Here is an 11,884-nt window from a genome sequence, read left to right as displayed (position 1 = left end):
CAAGGGATTTTCATGGCCAAGACCATCCTGGTCGTTGACGACGATCCGACCCAACGCCGGCTGATCCAGGCCGTGCTGGAGCGGGACGGAAACGCCGTGGTCCATGCCGCCAGCGGCGGCGAGGCCATCGACCGGATGACGCGCGGCGGCGGGGCGGACCTGATCCTCCTGGACATGGTCATGCCCGAGATGTCGGGGCTGGAATGCCTGGCCGAACTGCGTAGCGCCGGGATCAATGAGCCGGTCATCGTCCTGACGGCCAACGGCGGCATCGACATGGTGGTCAAGGCCATGCAGGCCGGGGCCCAGGACTTCTTCGTCAAACCGGTGGGCCCGGAACGCCTGCTGGTCGGCGTGCGCAACGCCATGCAGATGAAGCGCCTAACCGCCGAGGTCGGCCGCCTGACCAAGCGCGTCCAGGGTCGCACCAGCTTCGACGATATCGTGGGCGACAGCGCGCCGATGCGGATGGTGAAGGCGCTGGGCGCTCGGGCCGCCAAATCCTCAATTCCCGTCCTGATCACGGGCGAAAGCGGCGTCGGCAAGGAGGTCATCGCCCGCGCCCTGCACGGCGCCAGCGACCGGGCCGGCAAACCCTTCGTCGCCGTCAACTGCGGCGCCCTGCCCGCCAATCTGATCGAATCCATCCTGTTCGGACACGAGAAGGGCGCCTTCACCGGCGCCGTGGACAAGACGCTGGGCAAGTTCCGCGAGGCGGACGGCGGCACCCTGTTCCTTGACGAGATCGGCGAACTGCCGCTGGACATGCAGGTCAAGCTGCTGCGCGCGCTGCAAGAAGGCGAGATCGATCCCGTCGGCGGCAAACGCCCGGTCAAGATCGACGTGCGCATCGTCTCGGCGACCAATCGCGATCCGGCCCAGCAGGTCAAGGACGGCGCCTTCCGCGAGGACCTGTTCTATCGCCTGAACGTCTTCCCGATCGAGGCGCCGTCCTTGCGTGACCGGCGCGAGGACATCGCGCCCCTGGTCGATCACTTCATCGCCCGCTTCAACGCCGAGGAGGGCAAGCGGATCGCCGGATGTGCGCCCGAGACCCTGGCCCTGCTGCAAGGGTTCGACTGGCCCGGAAACGTGCGACAACTGGAAAATGCGGTGTTCCGCGCCATCGTGCTGGCCGATGCGCCCTTCCTTCAGCCGCACGATTTCCCCGCGATTTCAGGCGTCGCCGCGCCCATGCCCGACGCCCAGCCTCTGAAGGCCGCCACAGCCGCCGGCGCTCAGACCGACGCCGCCGCGCAGGTCGACCAGCCGATCCGGATCTTGGACGAGCGCGGCCATCTGCGCACGCTCGAGGACATCGAACGCGACCTGATCCAGCACGCCATCGAGGTCTATGCCGGCCATATGAGCGAGATCGCGCGCCGCCTCGGCATCGGCCGCTCGACCTTGTATCGCAAGGTCCGCGAACAGGGGCTGGAAGGTCAGCTGAAGGAAGCGGGCTGAGGGTTACGCGCCTGACTCCAAGCTTTTGAGAAACGCAGCCACACTCGCCTCTCCGTCATCCTCGGGCTTGACCCGAGGATCAGGCGCCCAGCCGCATAGACTTGGGTAGAGATCGACCCACTCAGGGTTCGTCCGTTCGATCAGCTCCAGCTTCCAGACGCGATTCCAGCGTTTCAGCGCCTTCTCCTGCCGGATTGCGTTCGTGACCAGTTCGAACTGCTCGTACCAAACCAACATTCCGCACCCGTAACGACTGGCGAAACCTTCGAAAGCCCCGGTCCTGTGCTGATGGCCGCGATCATAGAGATTCGACGTCATGCCGATGTAAATGACACCGTGCGGTCGGCTGGCTTGGATATAGGTGGCGATGAAAGGGCGGCGCTCGCTCATAAACGCTGAGTTGTGGACAGGCCGATCCTGGGGTCAAGCCCGAGGATGACGAACGGTTATGGCTCTTTTGGTTTCCTGCCCCACCGCCGTTTCGGCTCTTCGCCATTGGCCTTTGCGGTAATCTCTTTCAGCTTGCGACCCTGCATGGCCGAGAGGGCTTGACCCGGCGCGCCCTTTTCGGGGTCGGCGAAGGCGCGGCCGTGGGTCTTAACGCGCTCGCTGACCGAATCGATGAATTCGCCTTCCCATTCGGACAGGGAAACGCCCGCCTTGTCCGCCGCGCGGCGAGCGCGTTTCAAAGCGTTCAGCGCGGCGCGTTTGGCGGCCTCGCGCTGTTGCTCGAAGGGGCTTGGCGCGGGCTTTTTTGCAGCGGTACCGCCCTTCGGGCTGCTTGAGCGCAGGCTTGAAACACTACCGCTCTTCGGGCTGCTTGAGCGCAGGTTGGATGCGCCATCGCCTTTCAGGCCGCCCGATCGCGACAGCCCGCCTCCTGGCTTGAAGGGGGTGCGCTTCAAGCCGGGTCAGCCTCAGATCTCGCCGAGCGCTGAGAGGTAGAGGTCCAGAATGGCGTCCTCTTCCTGACGCTTGGCCTTGTCCTGCTTTCTGATGCGGATGACCTTGCGCAGGATCTTGACGTCGTAGCCCTCGCCCTTGGCTTCGGCGAAGACCTCCTTCATGTCGGTCATGACGGCCTGCTTGTCCTCTTCGAGGCGCTCGAGGCGCTCGATGATGGTGCGAAGGCGGCCCTGCGCCGTGGCGGTGAGAACGTCGGAACCACCGTCGAACGAGGCGTCGTCAGCCATGGGGAATACTCCAGAAATCAGGCGCGGACGCTAACCATGCAGACAGGCGCGCGACAACCGCGAACACGAAAAAGGCCGCGGACAGAAATCCGCAGCCTGTGGATCGTCATCTTTCAAGCGCGCTATCGCCCTTCGGGCTGCCTGAGCGCGAACCAGCATGCGCACGCCGCCGAAGCGGCGCGCAGCGAACGCTGCTTAGCCCTGCTTCGCCTTGAAGCGCGGGTCGGTCTTGTTGATGACGAAGACGACGCCCTTGCGACGCACGACCTTGCAGTCGCGGTGGCGGGTCTTCAGCGACTTGAGCGAGCTACGGACCTTCATGGTCGGACGTCCTGAAAGAAACCAATAAGAAAGCCGCTGACCCGGTCGGATCGCGGCGGAGGCGGTCGTATAGAGAGAGGGGTTCGGAAGGTCAAGCCGCCAAAGGCCGAAACCGCAGAAAACCCAGTCCCCGTCTGCTCTGCGCGCTGTTTCCCCTCACGTGCTCAAGCAGCCCGAGGCGATAGCACATTTAGAAAACTATGGAGGCCTGACCTCCGAGTCGAACGGAGGGTTTACGGGGTTGCACGCCCGCCGCGTCGCCGCTCCGCCATCAGGCCGTCAGAGCTGGTGCGTCATTACGACACACACTTATAAGGCGTCCAATACAAAGATGGTTAACAGCGCGCCTTACACCCGAGCGGGGAATGGCCAGGCAACGCATTCGCGCCGCGCGCGCTTTAGGGCGTCGAAATGGCCGTTCGCGCGGTTGTCATTTCGTGTCTGACCCCGGGGGCTCTAGTTTGAATCTCATGCGCTTTTCCTATCGCCTTCTCCTAATCGGCTGCGTCTCGGCCTGCGCGCCCATGCTGCCCGAGCCGCAGGTGAACATGCCGACGCCCCATCCTCAGCCGCAGGCGGGTGCCCCTGTTACGACGCCGGCCCCTGCCCCCCAGACGCCGCCGTTGGCCGCCTATGACCAGCAGGGTTTCGAGGGCTGGAAACAGGGATTTCTGGCGCGCAAGGGCGGCGCCCGCCGCGCGGACTACGCCCGGGAACTGGAGGGTCTGACGCCCGATCCAACGGTGATCCGCCTGGATCGCAACCAGCCTGAATTCTCCAAACCCGCCGGCGTCTATGTTCAGAATGCAGTGACCCCGGTGCGAATCGCCCAGGCCAAACAGCGCATCGACCGGGTGCCGTGGTCGGTGGTTCAACGATTCGGCGTGCCCAGCGAAATCCTGGTCGGCGTCTGGGCCCAGGAGAGCGCATTCGGTCAGGTGCAGGGCGACTATGACGTGATCCGCTCGCTGGCGACCTTGGCCTATGACGGTCGCAGACGCGATTGGGCCGAGGGGCAACTGAAGGACGCGCTGGACATCGTCGTGGACGGCCGGCGCGAGCGCGCGGGACTGAAGGGCAGCTGGGCCGGGGCCATGGGCCAGACCCAGTTCATGCCCGACAACTATCTGCGCCTGGGCGTGGATCAGGACGGCGACGGCAAGGTCGACATCTGGCGCGACGACGCCGACGCCCTGGCGTCCGCCGCCAACCTGCTGGCCCAGGCCGGGTGGAAGCGTGGTCAGGGCTGGGGCTATGAAGTCACCCTGCCCTCCGGCTTCGACTATGCCGAGGCAGAAGGCCCGAAGCACAACTGGGCCTATTGGGCGGCCAAGGGCGTGCGCCTGGCGCAAGGCGGCACGCCGAACGGCGCAGAGGCGCTGGAAGAGGCGACCATCCTGCTGCCGCAGGGCGCGAACGGTCCGGCCTTCCTGGCCCTGCCGAACCACTATGTGATCCGCCGCTACAACAACTCGGTGTCCTACGCCCTAGCCATCGGCCTGACGGCGGACGGGATCATGGGCAAGCCGGGGCTGACCAAGGCCTGGCCCAACGATCCGTCGATGACGCGCGATCAGCGTATCGGGGCGCAGCGCGCCCTGACGCAGCTCGGTTACGACACTCAAGGCGTGGATGGAGTGATCGGCTCCAACACCCGCGCGGCCCTGCGTCGCTGGCAGATCGCCAACAACAGGATCGCCGATGGCTATCTGACGCCGGCGCTGGCGGACGAACTGATCCGCCGGACGAGCTGACGCTGTAAATCCGGGCATGGCTCGGTGCTCCTGCCTTTGAGGGGGCGGAGGGGGAGGAGGGCTGGGCGGAGCGCCGGGCCTTTGCCCGGAGTTGATTTGTAGTGTTACCGTTTCGACGAAGGATGGACGCTCCGCGCGGAAGGTTGACCTGCAAGCTCGGGGCGCCGAGCGGTGGCGGTCTTATCGCCTAACCCCATAAGCCTGCGACGGGCGGGTCGGAGCAGCGATCCCCGATCCCCGGTTCGGCCGAGTATCCCCCTCGACCCTTCGACGCGACTGCGGACGCCGGGGCGATTCCCCGGCCGATCAGCCCCTGCGCCGCGATGGGATTTCACCATCGCCCCCGCTCCCTCCGCTCCCGCCGCCGCAAGGTCGCAGGCCAGGCGAGCCCTCCATGCGACGAGACGGGGGCATTATGGGGCCGTTTGACCCCGTGGATGGGAAAAGGCGCACATAAATCGGCAAGCGGTTGAAATCGCTGCGGATGGACCAGCGGCATTGCGATGGCTGAAAGAAGCTAGCGATCTTTTCTTTCGTCATCCTCCGGCGCGAAGTGACCGGGGGACCCAGCGGCGCGCGAGAGCGCGAACCTGTTGCGGATACGCTGATAGACACCAGCGCGGCGGAAACATCGCCTCCGGCGCCGCTGGGTCCCCCGATCTGCGCCGCAAGCGGCTTGCCGGAGGATGACGAAAGATGAGAGGCCCTTAGTTTCAAGAACCCCTCCACCGCTTCGCGGTCCCCCTCCCCGCCAGGCGGGGAGGAGACGACAGGCTCTAACCTTTCACGCGCCAGGTGGCGCCGTCGGGGCCGTCCATGACGACGACGTTCAGGGCGTTCAGGCGGTCGCGGATGCGGTCGGCCTCGGGCCAGTCCTTTGCGGCGCGGGCCTTGGCGCGTTGGTCCAGCAGGGCCTCGACCTCGGCCTTCAGCGCGGGATCGCCGCCCTCGAACCAGGCGTCCGGCGTCAGCGACAGGACGCCGAGCAGACCGGCCGCTTCATTCAGGCTCCAGCGGGCCATGGCGACATCGTTGATATCGGCCTCGGCGTCGTTCAGCAGTTCGCGCAGGGTGTTGCCGAGCCCGAACAGCTGGGCGATCGCGCCCGGCGTATTGAGATCGTCTTCAAGCGCGTCCAGCACCGGATCCAGGGCGTTCTCGGCCAGCTCCATCTCAGCTTCGTCCAGCGTGGCCTCGTCGAAGTCGGCCAGGGCCGCCTCGGCGTCGCGCAGGACGCCATACAGCCGGTCCAGGTTTTTGCGGCTCTGATCCAGCAGCCCTTGGTTCCAGTCCAGCGGCTGGCGGTAGTGGGCGCTGAGCAGGGCCCAGCGGACGACCTCGCCCGGCATGGCCTGGACCAGGTCGTGCAGTAGCAGGACGTTGCCGATCGACTTGGACATCTTCTCGGCGTCCACGGTCAGGAAGCCATTGTGCATCCAGTAGCGGGCGTATTCGTCATGAGCCTCATCGCCATGGGCATGGCCGTGGGCGCAGACGCCCTGGGCGATCTCGTTCTCATGGTGGGGGAAGACCAGGTCGATGCCGCCGCCGTGAATGTCGATGGGCAGGCCCAGGGTCTTTTCGATCATGGCCGAGCATTCGATGTGCCAGCCGGGACGCCCCTCGCCCCACGGCGACGGCCAGGACGGCTCGTCGGCCTTGGACGGCTTCCACAGAACGAAGTCGTGCGGGTTCTTCTTATAGGGCGCGACCTCGACGCGGGCGCCGGCGATCATGTCGTCCAGGTTCCGGCCCGACAGGGCGCCGTAGGCCTTGTAGGACGAGACGTCGAACAGCACGTGCCCCTCGGCGGCATAGGCGCAGCCCGCGTCGACAATGGCCTGGATCTGATCGACGATGGCCGGGATGTAGTCGGTGACGTGGGGCGCGATATCGGGCGGCGAGACGTTCAGCAGGCCCATGTCGGCGAGGTAGGCGGCTTCGTAGCGGGCCGTGACTTCTCCGATCGGCACGCCCTCGCGCGCGGCCTTCTGATTGATCTTGTCGTCCACGTCGGTGACGTTGCGAGCGTAGATCACTTGGTCCGCGCCATAGGTCCGGCGCAGCAGACGCACCAGGACATCAAACACCACCGGCGGGCGCGCATTGCCGATGTGGGCGTAGTCATAGACCGTGGGGCCGCAGACATAGAGGGTCACACGATCCTTGTTCCGGGGCTCGAACAGGCGCTTTTCACGGCGCAGGGTGTCGTGGATGTGCAGCGGCATGGATCAGTCTTTAGCGGGTTTTCTTGCGGGACGGACGGTCTGTCCCATATAGCGGCCTGATATACAGTCCCGACGGATTGTAGAAGGTAAACCGGGCGACCCGCCCGCCCCGGCCGGAAATCGAGTTCATGAGCGTCACCCCCGCCAAGCCCGTCCTCGTCAGCGACGAAACCGTGCAACGTCCGTCGCGCGAACAGGCGCTGGAGGCCGTGCGCACCCTGATCGCCTGGGCTGGCGACAATCCGAACCGTCCCGGCCTGATCGACACGCCCAAGCGGGTGGTCGACGCCTATGGCGAATGGTTCGACGGCTATGACGCCGATGCGGGCAAGGAGCTGAGCCGCACCTTCGAGGACGTGACCGGCTATGACGACATGGTCATCCTGCGCGACATCGAGGTCGAGAGCCATTGCGAGCACCACCTGGCCCCGTTCCTGGGCAAGGCCTACGTCGCCTATCTGCCCGGCGAGAAGGTGGTCGGCATCTCCAAGCTGGCGCGGGTTGTCGAGATTTATGCGCGGCGCCTGCAGAACCAGGAAACCCTGACCAACGACATCATCGAGGCCATCGAATCGCACCTGCAGCCGCGCGGCGTGGCGGTGCTGGTGGACGCCGAGCATCAGTGCATGACCACGCGCGGCGTGCATCATCGGCACGTTTCGACCATTACGACCCGCTTCACCGGCGCCTTCAAGGACGATCCTGCCCTGGCGGACCGTTTTTTGAAGCTGGCCAAGGCCTGAACGCCGAACCGTCGTCCCTCTGTCGTGTATAATTGACGTTCCGGAACGGCAGATCGTTTAGAACCGCTTTACAAGCCCGCATCGGGACGCCAAGAACCGATCAAGCCTTCGGGCGATCCATAGGGAAATGTCGGCGCGGAACGCAGCCGGCGAGTAACGGAGACGATGCATGGCTGCCAAGCTCGGTGGTTCCGGCGGGGACAAGCACACGATCGAACAGACGGCGGATATCAACATCACGCCGTTCATCGACATTCTGCTGGTGCTCATGATCATCTTCATGGTCGCCGCGCCGATGGCAACCGTGTCGATCCGTCTGGACCTGCCGCCCGCACAGCCGCCCACCAATCCGACCGAAGAGAAGGAACCGGTGTACATCACCATCCAGGAAAACGGTCAGCTGTTCCTTTCGGACAAGCAAACCTCGATCGACAACCTGGCCACTGACGTCTGCACCGCCCTGGGCGGCGGCGCCTGCCAGGAAGAGCGCGTCTTCGTCCGCGCCCAGCCCGAAGTGAAATATTCGCAGTTCATGGAAGTCATGAACAAGATGCAGGAGAACGGCTTCTTCAAGGTCGGCCTGCTGAACGAAGACATCGAATAGGACCTTCGTCCTTTCCAGGATTTGGGCCGCGCTCCGAAAGGGACGCGGCCTTTTTCTTTGCCGCAAGGCTTGCCGGATCGATCGACTGCACCCTTGATGCCGCATCGGTTGTTCGAGGAGTCCGCCCATGCGTCGTCGCACCTTCCTGTCCGCCCTGCCCGCCGGCGCGCTGGCGGCGACCGCAGCCCAGGCCAGGCAGGCTTCTCCCGCCGCCAGGCCGACCGAGGCGGCTCCTGCGCCGGCCCGCCCGGCCGACCCCTATGCCGGCATCGGCATCGGCGACCGGATTTCGGGACCGAAGTTCATGGGGCGCTCAACCGTCTGGGGCGCGAACGGGGCGGCGGCGACGGCGCATCCGGCGGCCAGTCTGATCGGCATCGACACCCTGCGGCGCGGCGGATCGGCCATCGATGCGGCCATCGCCATCAATGCGGCCCTGGGCTTTCTGGAGCCGGTCGCCAACGGCATCGGCGGCGACGCCTATTGCATGCTGTGGGACCCCAAACAGAAGAAGGTCGTCGGGCTGAACGGATCGGGCGCCAGTCCGCGGGGTCTCAGCCTGGACATCGCGCGGTCCAAGGCCATCGACGGCTATCTGCCGCGCTATGGCGCGGTGACGGTCAATGTGCCGGGCACGGTGGACGCCTGGTGGAGCGCGCACCAGCGCTATGGGAAACTGCCGTGGAAAGAGGTGCTGCTGCCCGTCGCCGACCTATGCGAACAGGGCGTGCCCGTGCCCCAGGTCATCGCCTACTATCTGGAACGCAACATGGCTGCGTTTGATCGGGGCCAGATCCCGATCGAGGAAAACGAGAACCGAAAGCGCATCTGGGCCGCCGGCGGCGCGACGCCGAAGGTGGGAGAAGTCTTCGCCAATCCCTATCTGGGCAAGACCCTGCGGATGATCGCCGAGGGTGGCCGCGACGCCTTCTACAACGGCCCCATCGCCGATCAGATCGAGGCCTATTTCAAGCGGATCGGGGGCTGGATGACCCGCGGCGACCTGGCCGCCCATCACACCGAATGGGTCGAGCCGATTCGGACCAACTATCGCGGCGTGGACGTGTTCGGCCTGGGACCGAACACGCAAGGGCTGAGCACCAACCAGATCCTGAACATCTGCGAACAGTTCGACCTGAAATCCATGGGCTTCCAGTCCGCCGCCTCGCTGCACGTCCAGGCCGAGGCCAAGCGGCTGGCGTTCGAGGACCGGGCGCGGTGGTTCGCCGACGACCGCTTCTCCAGGACGCCGGTCGAATGGCTGAACTCCAAGGAATACGCAGCCGAGCGGGCGAAGCTGATCCGGCCCGATCGGGTCATGGACCGCGTGATGCCAGGCGACGCCCCGCACCACGGCGACACCACCTATTTCAGCGTCGCCGACGCCTACGGGATGATGGTCAGCTGGATCCAGTCCAACTATCGCGGCATGGGTTCGGGCCTGGCGCCCGACAACGGCTCCGAACCGCTGGGCTTCATGTTCCAGGACCGGGGCGAGCTGTTCGCCCTGACCGACGGCCATCCGAATATCTATGCGCCCGGCAAGCGCCCGTTCCAGACCATCATCCCCGGTTTCGCGGTCAAGGACGGCGAGCCCTGGATGGCGTTCGGCGTCATGGGCGGCGCCATGCAGCCGCAGGGCCAGGCCCAGATCATCATCAATATGGTGGATTACGGGCTGGAGCCCCAGGCGGCGGGCGACGCCCCGCGCTGGCAACACTATGGCTCGTCCGAACCGACCGGCCAGCCGCAGGAAGGGACCGGCGTGCTGCATCTGGAAAGCGGCGTGCCCGAGGCGACCAAGGCCCAGCTGCGCGCCATGGGCTGGACCCTGGGCGAGCCCGACGGCGGCTTCGGCGGCTATCAGAACGTCATAAAACAGATGAACCCCGGCGGGCGCTGGACCTATGGCGCAGCGACCGAGATGCGCAAGGACGGGATCGCGCTGGCTTATTGAAGTTGGCCTACTGAGGTTGAGCGACCGATGACCCACGACGAGGTCCGCGCCCTTCTGCCCCGTTGCGCCCCTTCCGGCATACCCTGTCAGGTTCGCGCAATGAAGGTGCGGACGCCTCCGACAACCTCGCTTGGCGTGCGGATTGTGAAGGCCATTCGGTGCGATTGGCCAGCCGCGCCTTGGATCGGCACCACCTCGCCGACCAGCCGCCTCGCTTCTTCCGCCGAAAACCGGAAGGATTTCGCCGCACGCGCGACCTCGTTGTCGGAGTCCTTCCACGGCACGCCAGACTCAGCAACGAGGGTCTCGGCCAAGGCCTGGCGGTTTTCCAGGATCAGATCGGCGACCCGGCTCAGCAACGCTCATGGGTTCCAGCTTGACGGCCGCGAAGCTGGCCTTGGCGCCGGCAACCGCTGCGTCGACCTGCGCCGTTGAGGCGCAGCGCACCGAGGCGATCACCTCGCTGGTGAAATTATCCGTTACATCGACCGCGGCGGCGTTGCCTCAATCCATGCGAAGGCCACAAAATTCTGGACACTCGTCCCTTGGGCAATGTTCCTCGCTTTCCTAACCGCAGACGTCTTTATGGACCTGTCGGTCATTTGCCGCGAGCTCGGAGATGCGGCCAACGACATCTAATTGGTAACGACCATCCAGCGAGAGAAATAGTGATGTTTCATCGATACATTGATGATGACCTCATCCATGAAACGGATGCCGATAGATGCGGCGAATGATTACTGCGGACATCGCGGTAGATTGCTGGGAGCGCGGCATGAAGTTCGAGTTCTTTATCACTTTGGACGCCATCCTGCGGCAAGGCGGCTAGTTCAAGCCCATCTGCGGACCTCGGGGCGCCAGCCAAAAAACGGACGGTTCAGACATCAGGTATGAGTCAGAAGCAGAACTGCATCCAATTACGCGACGTCTTTGACGGCGACTGGTGCCGTTTTCTTCGGTGAAAGGCTTCCACTTTCTGTAGGCAGTAGGTTTAGATCCGTCTCGGATGTTTGACAACGTTTGTGCCCAACGGACGGAGGTTGATTGGGTGGTTCATCAGTATCTGGTGCGCTGCGATAGAGTCCCGGATGTGATAATACGCCAACTCGGCGTTATCCCGGCCGAGGTTAATACAGGGTGTGCCCCCTGCTCCCTCTTGGCACCACTCGCAAAGCTAAACCTGAACATCACAAAGGCCATCCCCGAATAGACCAAATCATACAACTTCTACCTCTCGGTTTGTCGAGGCGATCATCCTTGCCGATAAGAATGGTAGGCTGACTGATTGTGGCGCTGAGAAAGTCCGATCCTACCCAGCTCTGTGCTTGCCGTGGGCCTGAGCATTTGGACGATCCGGAACTTTCAATGCCTAGTGCTCGCCTTCCAAGAGGGCCTAAATTCCTGCGTGCGGGCCTTTCCGGTCAGGCCAACCTTTTTCGCCCCCCTTCCCTCCCGATCTAGGCCTAGCGTGTCAGCCTCGCTGGTGACGTAGTAATCGTCCTTGCCGTAGTAGCTGGCCGCCCCGCTGGAGCTTCCGATGGCTGAGAGTGAGAGCATCGCTTACAGCCCTCGGTTAAGAAGGTGATGGTGCCGCAAGACTTGACGTGACCCCCTGAAACT

11 protein-coding genes and 1 tRNA gene are annotated in these 11,884 nt (G+C 64.4%); 5 read left to right on the top strand and 7 right to left on the bottom strand.

Features of this window, described 5'->3' with window-relative positions:
• Positions 1–12: 12 nt before the first annotated feature.
• A complete protein-coding gene (locus tag B3T77_RS07540) occupies positions 13–1,464 on the top strand; it encodes a sigma-54-dependent transcriptional regulator (protein WP_292078547.1) in 1,452 nt (483 codons plus the stop codon).
• Between the two features lie 3 nt (positions 1,465–1,467).
• Here the strand turns inward: B3T77_RS07540 and B3T77_RS07535 are convergent, their stop codons facing one another.
• The 5 genes from B3T77_RS07535 to B3T77_RS07515 form a co-directional block, all read right to left on the bottom strand.
• The gene (locus B3T77_RS07535) at positions 1,468–1,854 is read right to left on the bottom strand and encodes a GIY-YIG nuclease family protein (protein ID WP_292078545.1); all 387 of its coding nucleotides are present in this window, start codon (positions 1,852–1,854) and stop codon (positions 1,468–1,470) included.
• 56 nt (positions 1,855–1,910) lie between these two features.
• Positions 1,911–2,255 carry a hypothetical protein gene (locus B3T77_RS07530; RefSeq protein ID WP_409514550.1) on the bottom strand — a complete coding sequence of 115 codons (345 nt, stop codon included), beginning with the start codon at positions 2,253–2,255 and terminating at the stop codon, positions 1,911–1,913.
• 126 nt (positions 2,256–2,381) lie between these two features.
• Positions 2,382–2,657, bottom strand: a complete 276-nt coding sequence (locus B3T77_RS07525; RefSeq protein WP_017505946.1) for a DUF2312 domain-containing protein — start codon at positions 2,655–2,657, stop codon at positions 2,382–2,384.
• Positions 2,658–2,852: 195 nt separating this feature from the next.
• Positions 2,853–2,978 carry a type B 50S ribosomal protein L36 gene (gene ykgO / locus B3T77_RS07520; protein WP_008263184.1) on the bottom strand — a complete coding sequence of 42 codons (126 nt, stop codon included), beginning with the start codon at positions 2,976–2,978 and terminating at the stop codon, positions 2,853–2,855.
• A 201-nt stretch (positions 2,979–3,179) separates the two neighbouring features.
• Positions 3,180–3,256 (bottom strand) — tRNA-Ala (locus tag B3T77_RS07515).
• A 192-nt stretch (positions 3,257–3,448) separates the two neighbouring features.
• Here B3T77_RS07515 and B3T77_RS07510 point away from each other — a divergent pair.
• A complete protein-coding gene (locus B3T77_RS07510; RefSeq protein ID WP_292078543.1) occupies positions 3,449–4,732 on the top strand; it encodes a lytic murein transglycosylase in 1,284 nt (427 codons plus the stop codon).
• 776 nt (positions 4,733–5,508) lie between these two features.
• Here the strand turns inward: B3T77_RS07510 and cysS are convergent.
• The gene (gene cysS, locus B3T77_RS07505) at positions 5,509–6,960 is read right to left on the bottom strand and encodes a cysteine--tRNA ligase (protein ID WP_292078541.1); all 1,452 of its coding nucleotides are present in this window, start codon (positions 6,958–6,960) and stop codon (positions 5,509–5,511) included.
• 128 nt (positions 6,961–7,088) lie between these two features.
• Here cysS and folE point away from each other — a divergent pair, with 128 nt between their 5' ends.
• From folE to B3T77_RS07490, 3 genes are all read left to right on the top strand, one after another.
• The gene (folE, locus tag B3T77_RS07500; RefSeq protein ID WP_066552114.1) at positions 7,089–7,703 is read left to right on the top strand and encodes a GTP cyclohydrolase I FolE; all 615 of its coding nucleotides are present in this window, start codon (positions 7,089–7,091) and stop codon (positions 7,701–7,703) included.
• A 169-nt stretch (positions 7,704–7,872) separates the two neighbouring features.
• A complete protein-coding gene (locus tag B3T77_RS07495; protein WP_017505348.1) occupies positions 7,873–8,307 on the top strand; it encodes a biopolymer transporter ExbD in 435 nt (144 codons plus the stop codon).
• A gap of 127 nt (positions 8,308–8,434) precedes the next feature.
• On the top strand, positions 8,435–10,264 hold the full coding sequence (locus B3T77_RS07490) for a gamma-glutamyltransferase family protein (protein WP_292078535.1): 1,830 nt from the start codon (positions 8,435–8,437) through the stop codon (positions 10,262–10,264).
• 86 nt (positions 10,265–10,350) lie between these two features.
• Here B3T77_RS07490 and B3T77_RS07485 read toward each other — a convergent pair whose 3' ends face one another.
• Positions 10,351–10,623 carry an aldehyde dehydrogenase family protein gene (locus B3T77_RS07485; protein ID WP_292078533.1) on the bottom strand — a complete coding sequence of 91 codons (273 nt, stop codon included), beginning with the start codon at positions 10,621–10,623 and terminating at the stop codon, positions 10,351–10,353.
• Positions 10,624–11,884 lie beyond the last annotated feature (1,261 nt).

It is taken from the genome of Brevundimonas sp. UBA7838 (genome assembly GCF_002500885.1).
Lineage (GTDB): Bacteria > Pseudomonadota > Alphaproteobacteria > Caulobacterales > Caulobacteraceae > Brevundimonas > Brevundimonas vesicularis_C.
The sequence above is the reverse complement of the archived record's forward strand: the minus strand, read 5'-3'. Positions and strand labels throughout refer to the sequence as shown.

Coding starts and splice junctions, on each gene's coding strand:
- B3T77_RS07540 (WP_292078547.1), top strand. CDS start 13: ATGGCCAAGACCATCCTGGTCGTTGACGACGATCCGACCCAACGCCGG.
- B3T77_RS07535 (WP_292078545.1), bottom strand. CDS start 1,854: ATGAGCGAGCGCCGCCCTTTCATCGCCACCTATATCCAAGCCAGCCGA.
- B3T77_RS07525 (WP_017505946.1), bottom strand. CDS start 2,657: ATGGCTGACGACGCCTCGTTCGACGGTGGTTCCGACGTTCTCACCGCC.
- ykgO (WP_008263184.1), bottom strand. CDS start 2,978: ATGAAGGTCCGTAGCTCGCTCAAGTCGCTGAAGACCCGCCACCGCGAC.
- B3T77_RS07510 (WP_292078543.1), top strand. CDS start 3,449: ATGCGCTTTTCCTATCGCCTTCTCCTAATCGGCTGCGTCTCGGCCTGC.
- cysS (WP_292078541.1), bottom strand. CDS start 6,960: ATGCCGCTGCACATCCACGACACCCTGCGCCGTGAAAAGCGCCTGTTC.
- folE (WP_066552114.1), top strand. CDS start 7,089: ATGAGCGTCACCCCCGCCAAGCCCGTCCTCGTCAGCGACGAAACCGTG.
- B3T77_RS07495 (WP_017505348.1), top strand. CDS start 7,873: ATGGCTGCCAAGCTCGGTGGTTCCGGCGGGGACAAGCACACGATCGAA.
- B3T77_RS07490 (WP_292078535.1), top strand. CDS start 8,435: ATGCGTCGTCGCACCTTCCTGTCCGCCCTGCCCGCCGGCGCGCTGGCG.